Genomic DNA, 22836 nt, shown 5'->3' with positions numbered 1-22836 from the left:
CTCGGGGTGCCCTGCCTGCCCGCTGAAGCGGCGAGTAACGGGGAGCCTCGCCGCTTGGGGGCCGGTCGGCCGGGTACGTCCGGGCGGGCGGGCGTGGGGCGTCCGCCCAGGTGCCGGGTTCCGGGGCGGGCGCCACGGAGTGCGAGGGAGTTCATGACACCGGCTCCGTCAGTTCGCGGTCGACCGGGACGTCGGCCGTCACGGTCACCGCCGCCAGGTCCAGGTCGGCGGGGGTCGGCATCACGCTGCCGGGGAGCTGGACGGCGGCGGCGCCGTGGGCGACGGCGGAGGCGAGGGCCTCCGGGCCGCTGCCGCCGGCGATCAGGAAGCCGGCGAGGGAGGAGTCGCCGGCACCCACGTTGCTGCGTACGGCGTCCACGTGCGCGCTGCCGAACCAGGCGCCCGCGTCGTCCACGAGCAGCTGCCCGTCGGCGCCCAGGCTCGCGAGCACGGCGCGTGCGCCCATCGCGCGCAGTTCCTCGGCCGCCTTCACCGCGTCGCCCACGGTCGCCAGGGGGCGCCCGACGGCTTCCGCGAGCTCCTCGGCGTTCGGCTTCACCACGTCGGGCCGCGCGCGCAGCGCCTCCAGGAGCGCAGGCCCCGAGGTGTCCAGGGCGATGCGCGCGCCTCCGGCGTGCGCCCGCGTGACGACGTCGGCGTACCAGGAGGGCGCGAGCCCCCGGGGCAGGCTCCCGCAGCACGCGATCCAGTCGGCGTCCCGGGACTGCTCGCGGACGGTGTCCAGGAGCAGTTCCTGCTCGGCGGGCGACAGCTGCGGGCCTGGCGCGTTGATCTTCGTGAGCACCCCGTCCGTCTCCGCGAGCGCGATGTTGGAGCGGGTGGCGCCGGCGATCGGGACCGGTGCGACCTCGATGCCCTGCGCGGCGAGCAGATCGGCCACGAGCGCCCCCGGCGCACCACCCAGGGGCAGGACGGCGACCGTGCGCTGTCCGGCGGCCGTGGCGGCGCGCGAGACGTTCACGCCCTTGCCGCCGGGGTCCGTGCGCTCGGTTTCGGCGCGGATGACCTCGCCCCGCTTGAGCGCGTGGACCTCGTAGGTGCGGTCGAGGGACGGGTTGGGGGTGACGGTGAGGATCATGCGCGCACTACTTCCGTGCCGCCGCGCTCGATGGCGGCGGCGTCTTCAGGGCTCAGCCCGCTGTCGGTGATCAGCAGGTCCACATCGCTCAGGTCGCCGAAGCGGGCGAAGTGCTCCTGGCCGTGCTTGGAGGAGTCGGCGAGGAGGACGACGCGGCGGGCGGCGGCGACGGCCGCGCGCTTGACCGCGGCCTCGGCGAGGTCGGGGGTGGTCAGACCGTGCTCGGCGGAGAAGCCGTTGGCGGCGACGAAGAGGACGTCGGCGCGGATCTCGCCGTACGCGCGCAGCGCCCAGGCGTCCACGGCGGCGCGTGTGCGGTGCCGTACGCGCCCCCCGACCAGATGGAGCTGGATGCCCGGGTGGTCGGCGAGGCGGGCGGCGATCGGCAGGCTGTGCGTGACGACGGTGAGGGAGGCCTCCAGCGGGATGGCCGCGGCCATCCGCGCCACCGTCGTACCGGCGTCGAGGACCATCGTGCCCTCGGCGGGCAGCTCGGCGAGGGCCGCCTTGGCGATGCGGTCCTTCTCGTCGGCGGAGGTGGACTCGCGTTCGGCGAGGTCCGGCTCGAAGTCGAGGCGTCCGACCGGTATGGCACCGCCGTGCACCCGGCGGACCAGACCGGCGCGGTCGAGGGCCTTCAGATCGCGGCGGATCGTTTCCGCGGTGACCTGGAACTCCTCGGCCAGCGACAGCACGTCCACCCGGCCGCCGTCACGGGCGAGCCGGAGGATCTCCTGCTGCCGCTCCGGTGCGTACATGTCCGTTCGCCTCCGACTCATGCCCGAACGTGTGGTTTCACCGCGAGACTACGCCCGGATTTCCGGGAAGTAAACAGGTTCGGGCCACATTCGGGCATGAACGGACTTCCGGCGTTTCGGGGCAGCAGAAAGGCCCGGTACCTGGTCGGTACCGGGCCCCTCGTCGTGCCTGGTCAGGACACCAGCTCGGGTTCCTTCTCCACCACCGGAGCATCGGCCGCGCCCTCCACATGCTGTGCCGGCCGCTTCGGCAGGGCGGACATCAGCAGGAAGATCACGCCCATCACACCGGCCACCCACCACAGCGCGTGCTGGAAGCCGTGCACGAAGGCGGGGCCCACCTGGGCGGGCGTCAGCCGGTCGCCGATCACGCCGAAGAACACCACCGAGACCAGGCCGAGGCCGAGCGCGTTACCCATCTGCTGCACGGTGTTGATCAGGCCGGACGCGGACCCGGCATGCTCGCGCGGCACCTCGGAGAGCACCGCGTCGGTCAGCGGGGCGACGATCAGTCCCATGCCGGCGCCCATCACGACCAGCGGGAGCGCCATCTGCCAGGAGGCGATGCCGAGGCCGTACCGGTGCGACTCCCAGATGTAGAGGAGGACGCCCGTCGCCATCACCAGCGCACCGGCCTGGAGCACCTTGCGGCCGAACCGCGGGACCAGCTTCCCCACCGACACCCCGGCCGCCGTCGACACCGCGAGCGAGAACGGCACGCCGGTCAGGCCGGCCCGCAGCGGGCTCCAGCCGAGGCCGATCTGCATGTACAGCGTCCAGACCAGGAAGAAGATGCCGAGCGCGACACCGAACACGGTCTGCACGGCGATGCCGGCGGCGAAGCTCTTCACCCGGAACAGCGACAGCTCGATGAGCGGGGAGCCGTCCCGGGCGGCCTTGCGCCGCTCGTACGCCACCAGCGCCGCGAAGACGCCGAGCGCGCCGGCCATCGAGACGTACCCCCACAGCGGCCAGCCCAGCTCGCGGCCGCGGGTGAGCGGGTAGAGCAGCATCAGCAGGCCGAGGGTCACCAGGGCGACGCCGACCAGGTCCAGCTTCAGCGCCTTCGGGGCGCGGGACTCGGTGATGAAGCGGCGGCCGAGCAGGAAGGCGACGATGCCGACGGGGAGGTTGATCAGGAAGATCGGGCGCCACTGGAGCCCGAACAGGTTCCACTCCGTCAGCAGGGCGCCGAGCAGCGGCCCGGAGACCGCGCCGAGGCCGACGACCGCACCGAAGAGACCGAAGACCTTGCCGCGCTCATGGGCGGGGAAGGTGGCGTGCACGATCGACAGGACCTGCGGGACCATCATCGCCGCCATGCCGCCCTGCAGGATGCGGGAGGCGACCAGCATCTCCGGGTTCGCGGCGAAGCCGCACAGCGCGGAGGCCAGGGTGAAGCCGCCGATGCCGAGGAGGAAGAGCCGGCGGCGGCCGTGGATGTCGCCGAGGCGGCCGCCGGTGATGAGGCCGGCGGCGAAGGCCATGGCGTATCCGGCGGTTATCCACTGGATCTGGCTGAGGGACGCGCCCTCGTCCTGCTGGATCGAGGGGATCGCGATGTTGACGATCGTGACGTCGACGAGGTCCATGAAGGCCGCGGCCATCACGATCGCGAGCGCGAACCATCGGCGGCGGTCGCCCGCTGCCTGTTCAGCGGTGAGGGTCTGTTCCGTGGAGGTCATGACGTCAAGGTAGGAGGCCACTAGGTCAGATCGTGTCCTAGTTCTACGGCATTCTCGGATGTATGACGACGGACACTCCGGCTCGGCTCCTTCAGCTGCTCTCCCTCCTCCAGACCCCGCGCGAGTGGCCCGGCGGTGAGCTGGCCGACCGGCTCGGGGTGTCCCGCCGTACCGTGCGGCGGGACATCGACCGGCTGCGGGAACTGGGGTATCCCGTGCAGGCGAGCAAAGGTTCCGATGGCGGCTACCGCCTGGTCGCGGGCAAGGCCATGCCGCCGCTGGTACTGGACGACGAGGAGGCGGTGGCGATCGCGGTCGGACTGCGGGCGGGGGCCGGGCACGCGGTCGAGGGGGTGGACGAGGCGTCGGTGCGGGCACTGGCGAAGCTGGAGCAGGTGCTGCCGGCACGGCTGCGGCACCGAGTGTCGACGCTTCAGGCCGCGACGACGCCGCTGACCAGTGGGGACGGGGCGAGTATCGCGCCCGAGACGCTGACCGTGATGGCGTCGACGGTGGCCGGGCAGGAGCGGCTGCGGTTCGCCTACCGCGACAGGGAGGGGGGCGAGTCGCGGCGGCTGACCGAGCCGTATCGGCTCGTGTCGACGGGGCGGCGGTGGTACCTCGTCGCGTACGACCTCGGGCGGGAGGACTGGCGGACGTTCCGGGTGGACCGGGTGAGGGAGCCGTTCGCGACCGGAGTGCGGTTCGCTCCGCGGGAGTTGCCGGCGGGGAGCGCGGCGGAGTATCTGCGGCGGTCGATTCGGCGGCGGCAGGAAACGTACGAGTTCGAGGTGTGGTTCGCCGGGCCGGTGGAGGTGGTTGCTTCGCGGGTGCCGGAGTGGATCGGGACGCCGGAGGCGGAGGCCGACGGCGGGTGCGTGCTGCGGGGGAGCAGCGGGGATCCCGTGGAGTGGCTGGCGGTGCGGTTGGTGATGGTGGGGTGTGAGTTCGCGGTGCGGGGTCCGGGTGAACTGGTGGAGTGCGTACGGGAGTTGGGGGGACGGCTGAGTCGGGCGGGGGCGGCGGGAGGCTAGGCGGGTTTCAGGCGCACGGAGTTGGCGCGGGGCGGGGGTGGGTGTCGCTCGCCCGCGCTGACGGGGTGCCGCTGCGCCCACCCGTGCCGCCCCGGGGGTCCCCCAGGCCCTTAAGGCACTGAGGGGAGGCACGACTGCCCGCAGCTACGCGCGCCCCCAAGGGGCGCGGGGCTGTATCGATTTGCGGCTCCGCCGCGTGGGCGCGATCAGCCCCCACTCACCCGCGGCCGAAGCTAGGCGCCCCATCCGAAGTCGTCCAGAGCCTCGAGGTTTTGCAGGGCCAGGGCCGCCGGACCGGTGGGACCCGTGGGTGGGGCTGTGGTGGTCGCCCAGGACTCGACGGCCACACGGATCGCCGCGCCGGCCACTGCTGCCGCGAAGCGCAGACGCGGGGTGACCGGTGCCGGGGCGGCAGCGTTGTCCGCCGCCTCCTCCCCCGCCGACGCCAGTCGCTCAGCGAGGATTTCCGCGAGCGTGCCCTCCGAGGCCTGGCAGACCTCTGCCCAGACCTTCCGTAGTGCCGGGCTTGCGTCGGCCAGGCGGATGAGGGTGCGGACCCACTCCCAGGACGCCGCCGAGACGCCGATGCCGGGGGTGAGGGTGTGGCCGACCGCGTGCCGCAGGGCCTCGGGGACGGTGAGGGCGGGCGGGGCCTCGCGCACCGCTTGGGTCCAGCGCTCGGCGCCTGCCGCGTAGAGCGGGGACACCGCCTCCTCCTTGGAGGCGAAGTAACGGTAGAAGGTGCGCGGCGCGATGCCCGCCGCCTGCGCGATGTCCTCGGCGCGGGTGGCGCGCAGGCCCTGGCGGACGAACAGGGCGGCCGCCGCGCGGGCGATCTCCATGCGGGTCTCCGCCTTGCGGCGTTCCGTGAGGGACGCCGGGGCGGAGGCCGAAACGTGCTGGTGGGCGGTGGTGCCGGTGGTGCTGGGGGTGCTCACCTCGGCAGGCTATGCCGATGTGGCAGAATCTGCCATCCGGCGGGCCACCCCGGGGTTCAGGTACGGGGTGGCCCGCCCTTCCAGCATGTCCGCCCTCTGCGCCGTCTCCGCGGACACTCACGCCTCTCGGACATCCGCCCCGCAGTACCCCAGCGGCAAGGAAAAGGCCGGGCTCCGGCGCCTGGGGGGGGTAGGCGCCGAAGCCCGGCCCTGGGAAGGTCCCGGCGCCGGGGGGGGATTGCGTCGGGACGTGGCTCATACGGGGTGACGTCGTGCCGGTGGTGCGTGTGGGGGGAGTGGGAGTGCGGTCCGGGGCCCAACTCCTGGGCCCTGAAGGGTTGTTCCCTCGGGCCCCGGAGTTGAAGCGACGGTAGCGCGCCATGTTTGCGCCGTCTTCGGCCACCGGGCGTACGCGGTCGAAGCGGTCGTACGCCGGGTTACGCCGCGGCGTCGAAGCCGGTGTCGCGGGCCAGCTTCTTCAGTTCGAGCAGGGCGTGCTTCTCGATCTGGCGGATGCGCTCGCGGGTCAGTCCGTGCTCCTTGCCGACCTCGGTCAGGGTGCGCTCACGGCCGTCCTCGATGCCGTACCGCATCTTGATGATGGAGGCCGTGCGCTGGTCCAGGCGGCCGATCAGGCCGTCCAGTTCCTCGCTGCGCAGGAGGGTGAGCACCGACTGCTCGGGGGAGACCGCGGAGGTGTCCTCCAGGAGGTCACCGAACTGCGTGTCGCCATCGTCGTCCACCGCCATGTTGAGCGAGACCGGATCGCGGGACCAGTCGAGCACGTCGGTCACGCGCTCCGGAGTCGAGTCCAGCTCGGCGGCGATCTCCGCGGGCTCCGGCTCGCGGCCGTGCTCGCGGTTGAACTCGCGCTGGACGCGCCGGATGCGGCCCAGCTCCTCCACCAGGTGGACGGGGAGCCTGATCGTGCGGGACTGGTCGGCGATGGAGCGGGTGATGGCCTGACGGATCCACCAGGTGGCGTACGTGGAGAACTTGAAGCCCTTGCGGTAGTCGAACTTCTCCACGGCGCGCACCAGACCGGCGTTGCCCTCCTGGACCAGGTCGAGGAGCGGCAGGCCGCTGCGCGGATAGCGCCGGGCCACCGCCACGACCAGGCGGAGGTTGGAGCGGATGAAGACGTCCTTGGCCCGCTCGCTCTCGGCGACCAGGGCCTCCAGCTCCTCGCGGGTGGCGTCCGCCTCGGTCTCCTCGTATCCGTCGAGGACCTGCCGCGCGAACACGCCCGCCTCGATGGTCTGGGACAGCTCGACCTCCTTGGCGGCGTCGAGCAGCGGCGTGCGCGCGATCTCGTCGAGGTACATGCCGACCAGGTCGCGGTCGGCGATCTCGCCGCCATGGGCGCGAACACTGCTTGCCGAGTCGCCCGTCTCGCCGGTGGCGGACTGACGACGGGCGACGGCACGGGTTGCCATGCGTGCTCCCTTGCGTGATGGGCTGGCGGGTGGTCCTAACGAACGCTCGGCACTCCGGGGGCTGTCTCTGGGACTCTCCTGGAGTGCCCTGCATCCGTGGGAAACAACGACTGGAATCCGGACAGAATTCCCAACCCGCCCCCCTATTTTTCTGATCATGCAGTACCCTGTCCGCCACACGGGGAGGCGCGATGTCGTCCGGACGCACAGAAGTGCAGGTCAGGCCCGGAGTCGAGAAGGATCTCGACGCCCTCACAGCCCTCTACAACCACTACGTACGCGAGACGGCCATCACATTCGATACGGCGGTCTTCACTCCGGAAGAGCGCCGCCCTTGGCTGCTCTCCCACCCGGAAGACGGCCCATACCGCCTGATGGTTGCCACGGAAGAGGACTCTCAGCAGATTCTGGGGTACACCACATCCAGCCCTTACCGGCCGAAGTCCGCATACGTGACATCCGTGGAGACAACGGTGTACGTCGCCCCGGACGCCGGCCGCCGCGGGATCGGCACCCTGCTCTACGACGCCCTCTTCAAGGCCCTGGCCGACGAGGACGTACACCGCGCCTACGCCGGCATCGCCCAGCCGAACCAGGCCTCCGGGCGGCTGCATGCCCGCTTCGGCTTCCGGTGCGTCGGCACCTACCGGGAAGTCGGACGCAAGTTCGGCCGCTACTGGGACGTGTCCTGGTACGAGAAGGATCTGTAGGTCAGCCGAACTGCACCGACCGCTTCGCCATTCCCATCCAGAACCCGTCGATCACCGACTTCTGCGCATCCAGCTCGCCGCTCGCCTCGGCCGCGCCCATGGTGACGAAGAGCGGGGCGAAGTGCTCGGTGCGCGGGTGGGCGTAGCGGCCGGCCGGGGCCTTGTGGAGGAAGTCCAGCAGGGCGTCCCAGTCACGGGCCTCCAGGGCGTGCCGGCCCCAGTCGTCGAACTCGGAGGACCAGCTCGGCACGCCCCTGCCCGCGTACCGCAGTGCGGCCAGGTTGTGCGTGAAGAAGCCGGAGCCGACGATCAGCACGCCCTCGTCGCGCAGCGGGGCGAGCTTGCGGCCGATGTCCATCAGACGCCGGGGATCGAGGGTGGGCAGGGAGATCTGCAGGACAGGAACGTCAGCGGCCGGGAACATCTCGACCAGGGGGACGTAGGCGCCGTGGTCGAGGCCGCGGTCGGGGATGTCCTGGACGGGGATGCCGGGGGCGCGCAGCAGCTTGCGGACGGATTCGGCGACCCCGGGCGCGCCGGGGGCGGCGTACCGGACCTGGTAGTAGTGCTCCGGGAAGCCCCAGAAGTCGTAGACGAGGGGGATGGTCCGGGTGGCGCCGAGGGCGAGGGGCGCCTCCTCCCAGTGGGCGGAGACCATCAGGATCGCCTTGGGGCGCGGCAGGTCGGCGGACCAGGCGGCGAGCTGGCCGGGCCAGACCGGGTCGTCGGCGAGCGGCGGGGCGCCATGACTGAGATAGAGGGCGGGCATGCGCTCCTGGGTGGCGGCGGACATGGCGGCGGCTCCCAATGTTTCGGATGCTTCGACTCAGATGTCTTTGTCTTGAGGTCTGAGGTCTTGAGGTCTTGAGGTCTTGAGCCGGATGCTTTAACTCTCAAGCTTTACGGCAACAGCGTACGCCCGACTTGTTCAAGTTTCAAGGAGATGGCCCGTACAGTGGGACGCATGAACACGGCAACGGACTCCGCCGACCGGCACCGCTGGCTCACCGACGAGGAGCAGCGCGTCTGGCGCGCCTATCTGCACGCCACCACCCTGCTGGAGGACCACCTCGACCGGCAGCTGCAGCGCGACGCGGGCATGCCGCACATCTACTACGGACTGCTCGTCGGCCTCGCCGAGGCGCCGCGCCGCCGGCTGCGGATGACGGAGCTGGCGATGAAGTCGAAGATCACCCGCTCCCGGCTGTCGCACGCGATCGCCCGCCTGGAGAAGAACGGCTGGGTCCGCCGCGAGGACTGCCCCTCCGACAAGCGCGGCCAGTTCGCGGTGCTCACCGACGCGGGCGCCGAGGTGCTGCAGCGCACCGCGCCCGGCCATGTGACCGCCGTACGGCAGGCGATGTTCGAGCGGCTGACCCCGGAACAGCAGAAGACCCTCGGCGAGATCATGGAGATCGTCGCCGAGGGCCTTCAGCCCAACGAAGCGGGTGCGGACCTGCCCTGGCTCCGCTAAGTCACCGTACGGATGCTCAGTGGGCCACCACCGGCACCGGCACCTCGTCCTCCACGCCCTCGCCGGAGGCCACCGGGGCGGTGCCCGAGCCGCCGGCGTTGACGAGGGCCACGACGATCACCGCGGCGAGCACCAGCATGCCGACGGCGAACCAGATGGCGTTGGTGTAGCCGTGCACCATGGCCTGCAGGTGGACCAGCTGCTTCTGCGGCTTGGTGGTGGCCGCGGCGATGTGGCCGCTGACGTACGCGGTCTGCGCGGAGGCGGCGATCGTGTTCAGCAGGGCGGTGCCGATCGCGCCGCCCACCTGCTGCGAGGTGTTGACCATCGCGGAGGCGACACCGGCGTCCCGGGGCTCGACACCCAGGGTGGCCAGGGACATGGCCGGCATGAATGCCGTACCCATCCCGAGGCCGAGCAGCAGCATCGCCGGCAGGACGGTCGCGGCGTACGACGACCCGAGCTCCAGCTGCGTCAGCAGGAACATGCCGGACGCGGCGACCAGGAACCCGGGGCCCATCAGCAGCCGGGCCGGGACGCGGGTCATCAGGCGGGCGCCGATCTGGGTCGAGCCGACCATCATGCCGACGATCATCGGCAGGAACGCGAAGCCGGTCCTGATCGGCGAGAAGCCCTTCACGACCTGGAGGTAGTAGGTCAGGAAGAGGAAGGTGCCGAACATCGCGATGATCGCGATGCCGAGCGAGAGGTAGATGCCGCCGCGGTTGCGGTCGGTGACCACGCGCAGGGGCAGCAGCGGCGCCTTGACCTTGGCCTCGGTGACGACGAAGGCCAGCAGCAGGACGGCCGACGCGACGAACAGACCCACGGTCAGAGGGTCGCCCCAGCCGTCGGACTCGGCGCGGGTGAAGCCGTAGACGAGCGAGACCAGACCGAGGGTGGACAGGACGACGCCCGGGATGTCGAGCGGGGAGCGGTTGCGGCCGCCCGCCGGCTCACGGATGACGAAGTAGGCGCCGGCCGCGGCGACGACGGCGAACGGGATGTTCACGAAGAACGTCCAGCGCCAGTCCAGGTACTGGGTCAGCACACCGCCGAGGATGAAGCCGACGGCACCGCCGCCGCCGGCGATCGCGCCGTAGATGCCGAACGCCTTGGCGCGCTCCTTGGCGTCCGTGAACATCACGGCGAGCAGGGAGAGCGCGGCCGGGGCGAGCAGGGCACCGAAGGCGCCCTGGAGCGCGCGGGCGCCGAACATCATGGCGCCGGTGGTGGCGGCGCCGCCGAGCGCGGAGGCCGCGGCGAAGCCGGTCAGGCCGATGACGAAGGCGCGCTTGCGGCCCCACAGGTCGGCGATCCGGCCGCCGAACAGCAGCAGACCGCCGAAGGCGAGGGCGTAGGCCGTGACGACCCACTGCCGGTTGCCGTCGGATATGCCGAGGTCGTGCTGGGCGGAGGGCAGGGCGATGTTCACGATGGTGGCGTCGAGGACGACCATCAGCTGGGCGAGCGCGATGAAGACGAGCGCTTTCCAGCGGTTGGCGTCACCGCTCGGTGCGGCGGCGCCGGGAGCCTTGAGGGCTGTTTCGGACATGGGGGCACCCACTTCGGGACTTCGGGACTTCGTGACGGAAGAAAGGCGTGTCGTGCAGGTCGTTGGACCGGTGCGCCGGGCGGAACTAAACGGTCGCGGTCACGGTCACGGCATCGATGGCGGACGTGGTCGGGAAAGCGGTCAGGACTGACGCAGCTCCTTGATGCTGATGGCCGTGCCGGGCAGGGCGGAGCGGGCCGGGGCCCGCAGTCCGTCCAGGAAGAGCTGGAGATGGCGGTGGACGAAGCGGTCACTGATCAGGCAGTCCGTACCGGCCGGGGGCCTGCTGAGCTGGGCCACGACGATCAGCAGGTCGCCGACTCCCACGTCGGCGCGCAGCTGCCCTGCCGCCTTGGCGCGGCCCATGACCTCTTCGACGAGCTGCTCGATCCGTTCCCGAGCCGCTACCAGGTCGGGGTGGTTCTGGTCGAAGGTGCTGGAGACCATCGGGCACAGCGCACTGATCCGCTCGTCGGCGGCGGTGTGCACGAAGCGCTCCAGGGCGGCGAAGGCGTCGCCGGTCTCCGCGAGGGCCTGCTCGGCCGCCGCGGCCGTACGGTCCATCACGGAGCAGACGACCTCGCGGACGAGGGCGTCACGGTCGGGGAAGTTGCGGTACACCGTGGCGTTGCCGACGCCGGCCCGGCGGGCGATCTCGTCGAGCGGCACATCGGGGCCGTGTTCGACGAACATCTCCCGGGCGGCGGTGACGATCCGCTCCCGGTTGCGCAGGGCGTCGGCGCGGGGCCGGGTCACCCTGCCCAGGGGCGTTGCGGTCTGCACGGCGCACTCCTCGGGTCCATCGGGTCATTGAGCCGCGATCCGGGGAAGCAGTCCCCGTTTCGCTCGGACACAGGTCTAAACGGGGAGACGTTCCCCGGATATTTCCCGCAGCCGGAAAGAATCCCTGTGACCTGAACCACACGCGCCCGCGGGGTGTTTCACACCTGCCCGCGCGGGATTCCCACGATCGGTCTCCTCCAGCGCGCGCCCTTGGCCCTGCCGACACAGGGTGATCGCAAGGGTGCAGCCGGAGACCGGGCGGCTGCCGTGGAGCGGAAGGTCCATGCATGCAGCCGCAGCAGCCCCGCCGCCGCATACGCCCGCGCCGTACCCGCTCGTGCCGCATACGCCCGCGCCCCATACGCCCGCGCCGTGTGGCCGCCCTCGGCGCGGTGACCGTCCTGACCCTCGCGGTCAGCACCTCGGCCGGGACCGGACATCTGACGGCGCCCACCACCGCCGGGCCCATAGGCCTGGCCCCCTCCTCCGCTCTCTCGCCGTGCATGATCCGCGGCGGCCTGGACGTACAGATGACGGAAGGCGTCCCCACACCGGCCGGATACTCCCGCTCCACCGGCACGGTCCACGCCCTGACCCTGATGGTCGACTTCTCCGACGCACCCGGACAGGGCAGCGCGCTCGACCGCTTCCACGAGTTCTTCCCGCAGACCCGGGAGTGGTTCCGCAGGGCGTCGTACGGCCGTCTCGACTACCGCCCCGAAACCCCCGTCACCACCTGGCTGCGCATGCCGAAACCGTTCAAGGCGTACGGCATAGAGCGCGGCGCACCCTTCGACCCCGGCTACCGGCAGCTGGTGCAGGACATCGTGGCCACCGCCGATCCCGACGTGGACTTCCACGCGTACGACCTGCTGAACGTGCTGATCACCCCGAACGCCGGCCCTTCCGCCCTGGACACGGTGCTGTCCGTGACGTTCGCCGGCAACTCCGACGCCCCGGTCGCCGACGGCGTCCCCGTCGCCAACGCGTCCTTCGTCTACTCCCGCCAGGACGACGGCTCCGGCTCCTACGCCCGCACCGGCTACCGGGTGCTGCCGCACGAGAACGGCCACACCTTCGGACTGCCCGACCTGTACACCCAGGAGGGCGGGAGCGCGGTCGGGCACTGGGACATCATGAGCGAGGACTGGGGGGCCGACAACGACCTGCTCGGCTGGCACAAGTGGAAGCTGGGCTGGCTGAACGGCACCCAGGTCGGCTGCGCGGCGGCCGAGGGCGTCGCCGTGTACACGCTGACGCCGCTGTACAAGAAGGGCGGCGGGAAGCTGGTGCTCGTACCGGTCGACCGGCGGAGCTCGTACGCGCTGGAGCTGCGTACCCAGGGGGGCAACGACGAGTCCGTGTGCAAGCCGGGCATCCTCATCTACAAGGTCGACGCCACGGTGGACACCGGACGCGGCCCGGTCACCGTCTACGACGCCCACCGGGGCAGCGGCGGCTGCACCCACAGCCCCAACATCCACACGGAACTCTCCGACGCCCCCTTCTCCCCCGGCGAAAGCTTCAAGGATCCGCACCACGGGATCACGATCGAGGTGCTGGGGGCAGGCCGGTCCGGGGAGTACAAGGTGCGGGTGACGCGGACGCGACGCTAGGGCCCGTCCGGCGGATCGGGCCGACTCCAGGCAACGGTGCCTCATCGGCACAGGTGAGCGGGGGCGACGGGGGTGCCCCCGCGCCCGTAAGGCAGGTGGGGGAGGGCGGGCCAGGGGTCACGTCCGCTGGAGTGGTGTATCGACGGCCACTCGGTGATCTCGTTTTGAGGCTATGCGGTGAGTTCGGTGGGCAGGGCGATCCCGTCGGTTTCTGACTCGATCGGGTGGAGGCGGGCTTTGGCCAGCAGGTCGAGCCCCATGTAACGGCGGGCCTCGGTCCATTCGTCGTTCTGCTCGGCCAGGACGGCTGAAGACAAGGCGCCGACGAGACGGCGAAGGCAGGGCCAAGATCCATCGCCGGGCGGGAGGGGTGGCCGAAGGCCGGGACGGCCGGGTTTACCGTAGGCGTGCCCGAACGCCGTACCGGAGAGCCGATGCCCGCGAACACCGCACCGCACGACGTGGCCGCAGGGCCGCCGGCCGAGGCGGTCGCGCCGCTGATCCGCGGGATCGCCGTGCTGCGACGGCTGACCGAGGCGGGCGGAACGCTGAGCCCGAGCGCGCTGGAGCGGGCCACCGGACTCGCCCGCTCCACGGTCGACCGGATCACCGCGACCCTCGCCCGCATGGGGTACGTCCGTCTCGACGGCCGGGACGTCGTCCTCACCCCCCGCGTGATGGAGCTGGGCAACGCCTATCTGGCCGCCCTGCGCCTGCCCGCGCTGCTCGACGCCCGCGCCGACGCGCTCGCCGACGAACTGGACGAATCCGTATCCCTCGCGGTCGCCGACCTGGACGGCATCCGCTTCATCCACCAGGCCACCCGCCGCCGCGCGATGTCCGTGAGTTTCCGCATCGGCGACCTGCTCCCGGCCGAACGCACCGCCCCCGGCCCGCTGTTCGCAGCCGGGTGGACCGGGACCGACTGGCAGCAGTGGCGGTCCCGGCGGGCCGAGGACCCCGAGGACACCACCTTCCCCGCCGTACCGCTCCGCCCCCTGTCCCCCGCGGACGACTTCGAGGAGCGTGCGGAACAGGCCCGCCGGGACGGCTGGGCGCTGGACGACCAGCTGATCGAACCGGGGCTGGTCGCGGTTTCCGTACCGGTACGGAAACCGGGCACCGGCCGCCCGGCCTGCGTGGCGAGCGTGGTGAGCCACACCAGCCGCCACTCGGCGGCCAACCTGCGCACCACCCTCCTCCCCCGGCTGCTGACGGCCGTGGCGGCGATGGAGGCCGACCTGCGCGAGGCGGCGCCGCCGCAACCCGGTCCGCCGCCCTCGGGCCTGGCGACCTGGACGACGGCGTCCAAGCACGAGCTCGGCCGGGAGTTCGTCGAGTCCCTGGCCCGGGGCCTGACCGTGCTGACCGCGTTCGGCGACGGCCGCTCGGCGCTGACCCTGGCCGAGGTGGCCCGGGCGACCGGCCTGGCCCGCGCGACGGCCCGCCGGGCGCTGATCACGTACGAGTACCTGGGCCTGGTGGCCACGGCCACCGACCGCCGCACCTTCACCCTGACCCCCCGCGTCCTGGACCTGGGCTTCCCCCCGCTGTCCCGCACCACGCTGCCGCGCCTCGCCGAGCCCCACCTCCGGGCCCTCGCCGACCGGCTGCACGAGCCGACGGTACTGGCGATCCTGGCGCCGGGCACGGGAACGTCCACGGACGCGGAGATCCAGTACACGGCCGGGGCGGAGGCGAGCCGCGTCCTGACCGTGGACATCGCGGTGGGCGCACGGCTGCCCGCGGCCTCGACGTCCCTGGGCCGCGTCCTCCTCGCGGACGCCGGCGCCCCCCTGTCACCCGCCCTCACCGAGGTCCGCGCGCAGGGCTACGCCCTGGTCGACCAGGAGCTGGAGTCAGGGCTGCGATCGATCGCCGTACCGGTACGGGACCGAACGGGCCGGGCGATCGCCGCGCTGAACGTGTCCACCCACCCGGCCCGCCGCACCCTGGAGGACTGCGTCCACGACGTCCTCCCCGCCCTGCACACCACCGCCGACTGCATCCAGACAGACCTCCACACGGCATCCCGCTTCACCCGCGTCCCCCTGACCTGACCTACCCCAACTCCCTCCCTCACCCGCCTCATTGACACCAGCCGCCCGGCGAGTACGCCACCCCCCTGAAGCCACCCGCCCCTGACCGGCATCACCTGACTTTCACGCGCCCGGGCCCTGATCCGGTACCCTGTGGACCGAGTGCCAGGCCTTCGTAGCTCAGGGGATAGAGCACCGCTCTCCTAAAGCGGGTGTCGCAGGTTCGAATCCTGCCGGGGGCACACGACTAAGGGCCAGTTCAGAGGCTTGATCCTCTCGAACTGGCCCTTTGCTGTAATCACCGCCGTGCCACACCCGTGCCACAAGGTCCGCTAGGAGTCCGTATCACCCCGCTCCATGCGGATCATCGAACCGAGCCGATCGGCGATCTCCCGGTCACGGCCGTTGACCATGTGCTGATAGATCAGCGCCGCGCGAGGCGTGCTGTGGCCCATCCTGGTCATCAGCTCACGCAGACTCGCGCCGGAAGCGGCGAGAGTGTTGCCCGTGTGTCGAAGATCGTGGAAGTGAACGTCTGCCGTGATGCCTGCCTTGGTCCTGGCCTTGATCCAGTCGTCCCGGAAGTTACTCCTCCGCAGTCGACCGCCCTTCGGGCCAAGGAAGACGTGACCGTCACGGCCAGAACCCGCGTAGGCGTCGAGGTGCTGCGCCACGTCGCGGGGGATCGGCCGGCACCGGGATGGAAGGGGCGCCGTTCCCGACTGCGGGCACATCGTGGCGAGCGTTGGAGGCTCCCAGTCCACCATCGACCCAGGCAGAGCCGAGCAGACGCGGCCCATGGCGTCCAGGTCGTTCGTACAGTGGCGCGCTCCACCTGGACGCCATGAACCACGCCCGCTCCACGGTGTGTGGGTCGACGGCGGACGGGATGGGAGCTGGGGGTGGTGGGGGGTGCGGGAGTCTGTGTCGTGATCGCTTGGATTCCCGATTTTCCTCAAATCCCCTTCGTGGGCTACAACCTGAATGCTTGTAGCTCAGCGGATAGAGCGCAGCCAGGTCTCCGTTGTATGTAGTGTGCGGAAATGACGAGAAGCGAGCGGCTCGCGGAGCAGCTGGACTGGCACTGGCGCACGAATCTGCGGCCACGGCTGGACGGTCTTACCGATGAGGAGTACTTCTGGGAGCCGGTGCGCGGCTGCTGGAGCGTCCGCCCGCGTGGCACGTCGGCCGCACCGATGTCGAAAGGTTCGGGGGAGTGGACGATGGACTTCGCGTCCCCTGGCCCGGTGCCGGCGCCGGTGACCACGATTGCCTGGCGGCTGGCACACATCATCGTCTCGTGCCTGGGCTATCGGGTCGGATGGTACTTCGGCGGCCAGGACGTCGACTCCCAGACATTCGCCTACGCGGGGACCGCTGACGAGGCGCTGAAACAGCTCGATGAGATGTACGGGAGATGGAACGAGGGGGTCCGCGCGCTCTCGGACGCTGACCTGGAGAATCCGCCCACGGTGGGTCCCGAGCGGTTTCCCATGGAGAACAGGGTCCTGCACGTCAATAGGGAGCTGATCCATCACGGCGCTGAGATTTCCCTGCTGCGCGACCTCTACCGCTGGCAGGACGGAGCCGTACCGCACCGAATATGACTTTTCGGTAACCGACGATCGAGCTTCGGAAACCTACGTGGACTCCGTGACGCTCCGTGGCTTCGAGTTCTACGAGCGAGCCACCGAGGTGCCGGCGACGTGGGCCACCGAGGACTTCGCCGAACTCAAGACCGCGGGCGCCACCCTCGCGATCGCCGGCACCCGCACCGTCCCGCTGTTCGCCCCGGGCTCTGCCCGCCCGGCAGACAACCACAGCGTGATCACCGAGTTCCTCGTCGACGACGTGGACCGCGTTCACCAGAACCTGACCGGCTTCGTCACCGACTTCGTCACCGAGCCCACCACGATGCCCTGGGGCAACCGGTCGCTGCTGTTCCGCGACCCCGACGGCAACCTCGTCAACTTCTTCACCCCCGTCACCCCAGCGGCCATCGAAAAGTTCGCACGCTGACGCCACGCACAGCGCCCAGGCGGGAGCCCTGAGATCCCGGGGCTCCCGGTGAACGCGGCCGCCGAGTCCAGGAGCGCCACCGGCAGGTGACATCGGAACGCACCGCTGACCCTCGAAGGACGTGTGCGCTTGTGTCTGCGGATCGAAGCCGGACGTCCGATCGCGCACGTGGCTGCGGAAGCCAGGATCTCCAGCCGCTGCCTGGCCAAGTGGTACGCCCGCTGGCGCGCACACGGCGAGAACGGACTACTCGACACGCCTGAAACGGGCTCGCGACTGCGGATCACGGGCCAGCACCGAGGAGAGCGGTTTCACCGCGACAGTGCGGCGCAGCCGACGAGCCACCCCGCGATGGACCGTTCCCATGCCACCTTGACCAAGCTTCTCGACCAGCTCGTAGCGGTCACCGAGGACCATGTCCCCCACCCACGCCTCCCATGAATCAGAAACCCGGCGCGACTTACGGCGCGACCTCGACGGGCCGATCGCCACCGCTGCAGCCCGGCGGGTCGTAGAGCAGGAGACGCGAGCACTGCCGAACTCACGTGACCAGTCGGCCATGGTCGGGGACCAGGCCGTTCCGAACTGTGGTCAGGCGGTCGCGCCGTGCAGCAGGATCGCGTTGACGAGGTCCGGGGTTGACGGAAGGTCGACGGCCAGGCGGACCAGCAGGCTGCGCAGCTGGGTCACGGACGGTCGGGCGCCACCCCATTGCTCCGTGCCCGTCACAACGCCGGTCGCGGTCGCGCGCCATCGCGGCAGACCCTCGCGGAACGGATTCAGCACACATAAGGCCGGGAAACCCCGTGAACACGTGAGAACCATGGAGGCATGTTTTCCCAGGCCAGACGCCCTATCGCCGACGTCTCCACAGGTCACAGCCCCGACCAGGGGAAACTCCTGAAGCGGGTGTCGCAGGTTCGAATCCTGCCGGGGGCACCACGCATTACGCCGCTGACCTGGGGTTTGTTCCCCAGGGAAGCGATCTGTTCGGTCTCGGACTCCTCGCCCGGGGCCGTTTGCGTGAGCGGACGGGGAGTTGATCTCCCGAGCGTCTCCCAACGGATCAGCACCGTTCGTTCGGTGCGTCCTGCGGCCCAGGGTTCCGCGACAGTTCACGTCGCCGGGTGGTGCGGCGCTCACCGGTGTGGCCACCAGGTCAGTGGCGCCGCTGGTTTGTTCCGATCTCCTGGTGACAAGTCCACCGCGCCGGTTCCTGGCTGTCGGGGGCTCGCCGGTCGGATGCCGGCCGACGGGGAGCGGGCGCGAGCGAGATCAGCATGCCGGACGGGTGGCAGACACTACGCTGAATCCAGCGGGATCGGGCCCGCAGCTCAGTGTCCGGGAGGTGCTTCATGACGGCCGAGATGGTAGCCCCGGCGTGGATGCATGAGCAGATCACTGCCGAGGAGTACGAGTCCTGGTCCGAGGAGCAGTGCGCCGGCATCGAGGTCGTGGACGGGATGGTCGTCGTGAGTCCGAGTGCGTCCAAGCGGCACCACCGGCTGGCCCGGATTCTGGCGAACGCCCTGGATGCCGCCGCGGGCCCGGAGTGGAACGCCGACACGGACTTCGACGTCCGGCTTCAGGACGTCCCGCTCACCAATCGCCGCCCGGACGTCGTCGTGTACCGCGCAGACACGATCGACATCACCCCCACCCGCCCTGAGCACGTGCTGCTGGTCGCGGAGGTGGTGTCGCCGGGCTCGGAGACCACCGACCGGATCGTGAAGGTCGACCAGTACGCCGAGGCAGGCATCGGCTTCTACTGGAGGATCGAGCAGGCCGCGACAGGCGTTCCTCTTGTGTACACCTACGTTCTCGACCCCGCGACGAAAACCTACCGGGAGGGAGACGTGTTCACCGGCGTCCTCAAGGCAGCGGCTCCCTTCCCGGTGGAGATCGACCTCGGCCAGATCTGACCCACGCGCTGCTCAGCAGCCGACAGCGCGTGAGCGATGCGTGAGCGGACAGCCCGATGCAGGGCGGCATGAGCCGGATCAAGTGGCTCGCCGTGCGGTTCTGACCAGGGGAAACAGCACCGCACGGCAGCGCCAGGCACCCCCCGGCAAGGATTCGATCCCACTCCCAAAGCGGGTGTCGCAGGTTCGCATCCTGCCGGGGGCACCACGCGTTACCTCTCTGACCTGGGGTTTCTCCCCAGGGGCGGGTCTTGACCGGCCTCGGACTTCTCGTCCGGGGTCGTTTGCGTGAGCGGGCGGGGGCGTAAGGCTCCGAAATTTCTCCTGTACGCGCGGCGCAGGCCGAGTCCTGCTGCCCGTTGGCTCCCCAGCCGTTGGGTCCCGGCCGGACTGGGTCTATCGTCGGAATCCTGGGGTCAGGAGTAGGAGGACGGCCGGTGATGCCGCAGGACGAGGCCGTGATCGGCTGTACGGGGAAGGTACTCATCGGAACGCGCGGATCCGCGGGCCCCGGCGAAGTCCTGGTGCGGGTCAGAGGCGGTTCCGAGACGTTCCTCGCCTGGTCGGAGGATCCCCTGCCCATGGGCGCCACGGTGCTCGTGATCGAATCACGTGGATGCCGGGAGGTCGGCGTCATCGAGTGGGTGGATCCATTGGACGCGCTCGGCGGCGATACCGCCGACGCCGGCTGAGGAGTACAAGCATGTTCGGATACCGCGTTCCCGCTCCCGACGAGGCGATGTTGATCTCGGGGGGCCGGCGGGGACTGGGGGGCGCGCCTTTCCGAGTGGTGACGGGGCACGGCAAGTTCGTGTTCCCGATCTTCCGTAAGACCCGTTTCCTCACGCTGTCGATGTGCGAGGCCGAGGTCACCGAGACCTGTGTGACCAAGCAGGGCATCGCCCTGCACGTCCGCGCGGTCATCGCCTTCAAGGTCGGCAACGACCACGAGAGCATCATCAACGCCGGCCAGCGTTTCCTCTCCGACCAGGAGCAGATGTCGGTGCTCACCGGCCGGATCTTCGCCGGCCACCTGCGGGCCATCATCGGCTCGATGACGGTCGAGGAGATCGTCACCGAGCGGCAGAAGCTGGCCGCGGAGGTCCTGGACACCTCCAAGACCGAAATGGCGAAGATCGGTCTGATCGTGGACTCGCTGCAGATCCAGTCGATCGACGACGGCGACACCGGCTACATCGACGCGATGTCCGCGCCGCACAAGGCGGCCATCCAGCGGCAGGCACAGATCGCCCAGGCGCAGGCCACCCAGGCCGCGGCCGAGGCGGAGCAGGCGGCGGCCCGCAACCAGGCCGAGTACGCCCGGCAGACCGCCATCGTCAAGGCGGAGTACTCGGCCGAGGTGGACCGCGCACAGGCGCAGGCCGCGCAGGCCGGACCGCTGGCGCAGGCACACGCCCAGCAGGAGGTGCTCGCAGCCCAGACGGAACTGGCCCAGCGCCAGGCCAAACTGCGCCAACAGCAACTGGTGGCCGAGGTCGTGAAGCCCGCCGAGGCCGAGGCCGAGCGGGTCAGGATCCTCGCGGCCGCCGAGGCGCAGCGGATGAAGATCCAGGCAGAGGCGGCGGCCTCGTACGACCGGGTCGCGCTCGACCGGATGCTGATCGACCAGCTCCCGCAGATCGTCAAGGAAGCCGCCGGCGGTCTCGCCGGCGCCAACGTCAACGTCCTCAACGGCGCGGACGGCCTCGGCGAGATCGCCGCCGGCCTGGTGTCCCAGGGCCTGACGATCCTCGACTCGGTCCGGCAGAACCTGAGCGGCCAGGACTCCAACGGCCAACGCCCCGAGGAGAGCAAGGGCAACGGCCTGCTCCAGCTCCCCACCAGCAAGGAGAAGAAGTCGGACGACGGTCCGGTGGACGTCGACTAGGGGCGACGAGCATGCGTCCGGGGTCAGAGGGTTACGGGCCCTTCGTTCTATTTGGGCCGCGTAAGCTGGGACAAATGTCCCCCGATGGCCCCGGCGGTGCGTGTCCGCCCGGCCGGCAGAAAGGCGACAGAGGAGCCATGAGCGTCCGAATCCGTGGTGCCAAGGGCCCCACTGGCCACCGTTGTTCCGTCCATGGCCACGCGAGGACCGTCTTCGCCGTCCACACGGAGGGCAGCGCCGCGTGACGCGGACCGACACGATTCCACCGCACATAACCGGCTACCCGAACGTCGCGTTCGGTGGGTACGTTGCCGGCCTTGTGGCCGCCCGCAGTGACGCCGAGACGGTACGCGTCGACTTCCGGGCGGCCGTGCCCGTGGGAGTGCCCGTGCGACTCGAGGACATGGTCACGGTCACCCCCAGCGAGATGCGGCTCGATGCGCCCGAGATGCCGGCCTGGGCACAGGCCCAGGAGGCCAGCGAGGCGTACCTCGCTCAAGCCGACGCCCATCCGCAGCCGTTCGAGTGCTACGGCTGTAGCCCGCTGCCCGTCGGCAAGGGCATCCGCCTCTTTCCGGCGCCTGTTCCGGGACGGAACCTCGTAGCCGCCGCCTGGGTCCCGGACCCCGAACTCGCCGGAACATCAGGCACGTTGCCGCCGGAGATCGTGTGGTCCGCCCTCGACTGTCCTGGCGGGTGGGCCGGCATGCGGCTCGCTGAGACGGGCCCCGGCCTTGTCACGGCCGCTCTGACCGGCACCCTCCTGCGCGAGGTGAAATCAGGCGAGCGGCACATCTCGTGGGCCTGGGTGCTCGGCGGCCATGCCCGCAAGGTCACCGTGGGCGTGGCCCTGGCAACGGCGGAGGGTGAACTCTGCGCTCTCGCCGAAGCGGTATGGGTCAAACCGCGGCGGAATTGAGCAGAAGCACACGAGGACTGGAACCGCACGCGACTGCATCCTTTGGACTACTGCGTTTTCGGCCCTGTGGAGGATGATCTTGCGGCACCGCGGTGAGAGAGTTGATCCGTGCGAACCACCATCGGATACACCGCCGAAAGCATCGGCTACGTCGTAGGAGCCCAGGGGCTTGTCAGCTTCGCTTCGCAGACCTTCTTCGGCACGGAATGGGGCTGGCTGCACAACGTAGTCGACCTTCCGTCCACCGCTTACCTCGGCATCGTCGCCGTGGGGCTGGCGCTCATCGTCGGCGGGGTGAAGATGCGGAAGACGCCCCAGCCCCAGAAGGCCGCCTGACCGGCGGGCCTTTCAGCCCGCGACCGCCGCCGCCGAGCCTCACGCCCGCCCCGGTCGATGGTGCTGGTGGGCGGGCTCGTTCTACGGTTACGGCTCATGGACTGGACTACGCCCGTGAGCACGCTGATCGGTGCACTGGTTGGGGTCGGCTCGACGCTGCTGGGCGAGAGTGTTCGCTCCAGACGCGATCGAGGGCACCAGTTGCACCAGCTCAGACGGCAGCTGTACGCCCGATATCTGGAGGCGCTCACCAACACGGACAGCGAGCTGCAGTTGCTCGCCATCCGTCAGCCGACTCCGGTGGACGAAGCCGACCTTCGGGGGGTCTGGCGCAGCCACTCCCTGCTTGCCCTGAACTACGAGATCACCCTTGTCGCTCCGACTCCCGTTGCCACCACGGCCGATACGGCGTACCGCGCGCTGAGAGGGATGCGGAACGTCATAGGCACGGCCGAGGTGAACGTCAGCAATCCGGGCGTGTCTGAGGGCAACGACCCTGGATCCGCCGAGTGGCAAGGCGTGCACCGTGCCTACGTCGACGCGCTGGCCGCTCTGCGCTCGGCCATGCGTGCCGACGTAGGGAACAGTCAGGGCTGGTGATCGCCCGGGCGATCAGCCGGAGTCA

The 22836-nt window shown here is 70.3% G+C and carries 21 protein-coding genes, 1 tRNA gene and 3 pseudogenes; 15 read left to right on the top strand and 10 right to left on the bottom strand.

Features of this window, described 5'->3' with window-relative positions:
• Positions 1–151: 151 nt before the first annotated feature.
• The 3 genes from pfkB to AQI88_RS21535 form a co-directional block, all read right to left on the bottom strand.
• Positions 152–1099, bottom strand: coding sequence for a 1-phosphofructokinase (gene pfkB, locus AQI88_RS21545; RefSeq protein ID WP_067001872.1), 948 nt, complete (start codon positions 1097–1099; stop codon positions 152–154).
• Positions 1096–1857, bottom strand: coding sequence for a DeoR/GlpR family DNA-binding transcription regulator (locus AQI88_RS21540; RefSeq protein WP_067001869.1), 762 nt, complete (start codon positions 1855–1857; stop codon positions 1096–1098). Before AQI88_RS21540 ends, pfkB begins: the two co-directional genes overlap by 4 nt.
• A 173-nt stretch (positions 1858–2030) precedes the next feature.
• On the bottom strand, positions 2031–3542 hold the full coding sequence (locus AQI88_RS21535; RefSeq protein ID WP_067002308.1) for an MFS transporter: 1512 nt from the start codon (positions 3540–3542) through the stop codon (positions 2031–2033).
• A 62-nt stretch (positions 3543–3604) separates the two neighbouring features.
• On the opposite strand from AQI88_RS21535, the gene AQI88_RS21530 reads away from it, so the two are divergent.
• Positions 3605–4576, top strand: coding sequence for a helix-turn-helix transcriptional regulator (locus tag AQI88_RS21530; protein ID WP_208615855.1), 972 nt, complete (start codon positions 3605–3607; stop codon positions 4574–4576).
• A 233-nt stretch (positions 4577–4809) separates the two neighbouring features.
• Here AQI88_RS21530 and AQI88_RS21525 read toward each other — a convergent pair whose 3' ends face one another.
• Entirely contained in the window at positions 4810–5418 is a 609-nt protein-coding gene (locus AQI88_RS21525) for a TetR/AcrR family transcriptional regulator (RefSeq protein WP_067002306.1), read from the bottom strand.
• Positions 5419–5951: 533 nt separating this feature from the next.
• Positions 5952–6950, bottom strand: coding sequence for a sigma-70 family RNA polymerase sigma factor (locus AQI88_RS21520; protein ID WP_067001863.1), 999 nt, complete (start codon positions 6948–6950; stop codon positions 5952–5954).
• A gap of 191 nt (positions 6951–7141) precedes the next feature.
• Between AQI88_RS21520 and AQI88_RS21515 the strand changes: the two genes are divergently transcribed.
• Positions 7142–7660, top strand: coding sequence for a GNAT family N-acetyltransferase (locus AQI88_RS21515; RefSeq protein WP_067001860.1), 519 nt, complete (start codon positions 7142–7144; stop codon positions 7658–7660).
• Between the two features lies 1 nt (position 7661).
• Here AQI88_RS21515 and AQI88_RS21510 read toward each other — a convergent pair whose 3' ends face one another.
• Positions 7662–8453 (bottom strand): dioxygenase family protein, encoded by a 792-nt coding sequence (locus tag AQI88_RS21510; RefSeq protein WP_067001856.1) that lies wholly within the window; start codon positions 8451–8453, stop codon positions 7662–7664.
• 171 nt (positions 8454–8624) lie between these two features.
• Between AQI88_RS21510 and AQI88_RS21505 the strand changes: the two genes are divergently transcribed.
• Entirely contained in the window at positions 8625–9134 is a 510-nt protein-coding gene (locus tag AQI88_RS21505) for a MarR family winged helix-turn-helix transcriptional regulator (protein WP_067001853.1), read from the top strand.
• 16 nt (positions 9135–9150) lie between these two features.
• Here AQI88_RS21505 and AQI88_RS21500 read toward each other — a convergent pair whose 3' ends face one another.
• Both AQI88_RS21500 and AQI88_RS21495 read right to left on the bottom strand, forming a co-directional pair.
• Complete coding sequence (locus AQI88_RS21500; protein ID WP_067001850.1) at positions 9151–10689, bottom strand: MFS transporter; 1539 nt, start codon at positions 10687–10689, stop codon at positions 9151–9153.
• A 141-nt stretch (positions 10690–10830) separates the two neighbouring features.
• Positions 10831–11472 (bottom strand): TetR/AcrR family transcriptional regulator, encoded by a 642-nt coding sequence (locus tag AQI88_RS21495; protein ID WP_067001847.1) that lies wholly within the window; start codon positions 11470–11472, stop codon positions 10831–10833.
• A gap of 287 nt (positions 11473–11759) precedes the next feature.
• Here AQI88_RS21495 and AQI88_RS21490 point away from each other — a divergent pair, with 287 nt between their 5' ends.
• Positions 11760–13088, top strand: coding sequence for a M6 family metalloprotease domain-containing protein (locus tag AQI88_RS21490; protein ID WP_079057709.1), 1329 nt, complete (start codon positions 11760–11762; stop codon positions 13086–13088).
• A 170-nt stretch (positions 13089–13258) separates the two neighbouring features.
• Here AQI88_RS21490 and AQI88_RS46000 read toward each other — a convergent pair.
• Positions 13259–13420: pseudogene (locus AQI88_RS46000) on the bottom strand (IS256 family transposase); the annotation flags it as partial.
• A gap of 102 nt (positions 13421–13522) precedes the next feature.
• Between AQI88_RS46000 and AQI88_RS21485 the strand changes: the two are divergent.
• Positions 13523–15148, top strand: a complete 1626-nt coding sequence (locus AQI88_RS21485; RefSeq protein ID WP_067001841.1) for an IclR family transcriptional regulator domain-containing protein — start codon at positions 13523–13525, stop codon at positions 15146–15148.
• Positions 15149–15296: 148 nt separating this feature from the next.
• Positions 15297–15369: transfer RNA gene (locus AQI88_RS21480), tRNA-Arg, on the top strand.
• A gap of 90 nt (positions 15370–15459) precedes the next feature.
• Here the strand turns inward: AQI88_RS21480 and AQI88_RS21475 are convergent.
• A pseudogene (locus AQI88_RS21475) lies at positions 15460–15801 on the bottom strand (tyrosine-type recombinase/integrase); the annotation flags it as partial.
• Positions 15802–16170: 369 nt separating this feature from the next.
• Here AQI88_RS21475 and AQI88_RS21470 point away from each other — a divergent pair.
• The 9 genes and pseudogenes from AQI88_RS21470 to AQI88_RS21435 all read left to right on the top strand — a co-directional run bounded on the left by AQI88_RS21470 (position 16171) and on the right by AQI88_RS21435 (position 22811).
• Positions 16171–16734 carry a DinB family protein gene (locus tag AQI88_RS21470; protein WP_067001838.1) on the top strand — a complete coding sequence of 188 codons (564 nt, stop codon included), beginning with the start codon at positions 16171–16173 and terminating at the stop codon, positions 16732–16734.
• 37 nt (positions 16735–16771) lie between these two features.
• Positions 16772–17146, top strand: coding sequence for a VOC family protein (locus AQI88_RS21465; RefSeq protein WP_067001835.1), 375 nt, complete (start codon positions 16772–16774; stop codon positions 17144–17146).
• 105 nt (positions 17147–17251) lie between these two features.
• Positions 17252–17401 (top strand): annotated as a pseudogene (locus tag AQI88_RS47815) (helix-turn-helix domain-containing protein); the annotation flags it as partial.
• Between the two features lie 1100 nt (positions 17402–18501).
• Positions 18502–19068, top strand: coding sequence for a Uma2 family endonuclease (locus AQI88_RS21460; protein ID WP_067001832.1), 567 nt, complete (start codon positions 18502–18504; stop codon positions 19066–19068).
• A 440-nt stretch (positions 19069–19508) separates the two neighbouring features.
• Positions 19509–19760, top strand: coding sequence for a hypothetical protein (locus AQI88_RS21455; RefSeq protein ID WP_067001829.1), 252 nt, complete (start codon positions 19509–19511; stop codon positions 19758–19760).
• An 11-nt stretch (positions 19761–19771) separates the two neighbouring features.
• Positions 19772–20956: an SPFH domain-containing protein gene (locus AQI88_RS21450; RefSeq protein ID WP_067001826.1), complete on the top strand. Its 1185-nt coding sequence runs from the start codon at positions 19772–19774 to the stop codon at positions 20954–20956.
• 241 nt (positions 20957–21197) lie between these two features.
• Positions 21198–21875, top strand: coding sequence for a PaaI family thioesterase (locus AQI88_RS21445; protein WP_067001823.1), 678 nt, complete (start codon positions 21198–21200; stop codon positions 21873–21875).
• 108 nt (positions 21876–21983) lie between these two features.
• On the top strand, positions 21984–22211 hold the full coding sequence (locus AQI88_RS21440; protein WP_067001820.1) for a hypothetical protein: 228 nt from the start codon (positions 21984–21986) through the stop codon (positions 22209–22211).
• Positions 22212–22325: 114 nt separating this feature from the next.
• Positions 22326–22811: a hypothetical protein gene (locus AQI88_RS21435; RefSeq protein ID WP_159050371.1), complete on the top strand. Its 486-nt coding sequence runs from the start codon at positions 22326–22328 to the stop codon at positions 22809–22811.
• Positions 22812–22836: the final 25 nt, after the last annotated feature.

This window comes from Streptomyces cellostaticus (genome assembly GCF_001513965.1).
In the GTDB taxonomy this organism is placed as follows: domain Bacteria; phylum Actinomycetota; class Actinomycetes; order Streptomycetales; family Streptomycetaceae; genus Streptomyces; species Streptomyces cellostaticus.
This window is presented reverse-complemented; position numbering and strand designations above follow the sequence as displayed.

Excerpts from the sequence above, each read along its gene's own strand:
- pfkB (WP_067001872.1), bottom strand. The coding sequence starts at position 1,099 with ATGATCCTCACCGTCACCCCCAACCCGTCCCTCGACCGCACCTACGAG.
- AQI88_RS21540 (WP_067001869.1), bottom strand. The coding sequence starts at position 1,857 with ATGTACGCACCGGAGCGGCAGCAGGAGATCCTCCGGCTCGCCCGTGAC.
- AQI88_RS21535 (WP_067002308.1), bottom strand. The coding sequence starts at position 3,542 with ATGACCTCCACGGAACAGACCCTCACCGCTGAACAGGCAGCGGGCGAC.
- AQI88_RS21530 (WP_208615855.1), top strand. The coding sequence starts at position 3,605 with ATGACGACGGACACTCCGGCTCGGCTCCTTCAGCTGCTCTCCCTCCTC.
- AQI88_RS21525 (WP_067002306.1), bottom strand. The coding sequence starts at position 5,418 with ATGGAGATCGCCCGCGCGGCGGCCGCCCTGTTCGTCCGCCAGGGCCTG.
- AQI88_RS21520 (WP_067001863.1), bottom strand. The coding sequence starts at position 6,950 with ATGGCAACCCGTGCCGTCGCCCGTCGTCAGTCCGCCACCGGCGAGACG.
- AQI88_RS21515 (WP_067001860.1), top strand. The coding sequence starts at position 7,142 with ATGTCGTCCGGACGCACAGAAGTGCAGGTCAGGCCCGGAGTCGAGAAG.
- AQI88_RS21510 (WP_067001856.1), bottom strand. The coding sequence starts at position 8,453 with ATGTCCGCCGCCACCCAGGAGCGCATGCCCGCCCTCTATCTCAGTCAT.
- AQI88_RS21505 (WP_067001853.1), top strand. The coding sequence starts at position 8,625 with ATGAACACGGCAACGGACTCCGCCGACCGGCACCGCTGGCTCACCGAC.
- AQI88_RS21500 (WP_067001850.1), bottom strand. The coding sequence starts at position 10,689 with ATGTCCGAAACAGCCCTCAAGGCTCCCGGCGCCGCCGCACCGAGCGGT.
- AQI88_RS21490 (WP_079057709.1), top strand. The coding sequence starts at position 11,760 with ATGCAGCCGCAGCAGCCCCGCCGCCGCATACGCCCGCGCCGTACCCGC.
- AQI88_RS21485 (WP_067001841.1), top strand. The coding sequence starts at position 13,523 with ATGCCCGCGAACACCGCACCGCACGACGTGGCCGCAGGGCCGCCGGCC.
- AQI88_RS21470 (WP_067001838.1), top strand. The coding sequence starts at position 16,171 with ATGACGAGAAGCGAGCGGCTCGCGGAGCAGCTGGACTGGCACTGGCGC.
- AQI88_RS21460 (WP_067001832.1), top strand. The coding sequence starts at position 18,502 with ATGACGGCCGAGATGGTAGCCCCGGCGTGGATGCATGAGCAGATCACT.
- AQI88_RS21455 (WP_067001829.1), top strand. The coding sequence starts at position 19,509 with ATGCCGCAGGACGAGGCCGTGATCGGCTGTACGGGGAAGGTACTCATC.
- AQI88_RS21450 (WP_067001826.1), top strand. The coding sequence starts at position 19,772 with ATGTTCGGATACCGCGTTCCCGCTCCCGACGAGGCGATGTTGATCTCG.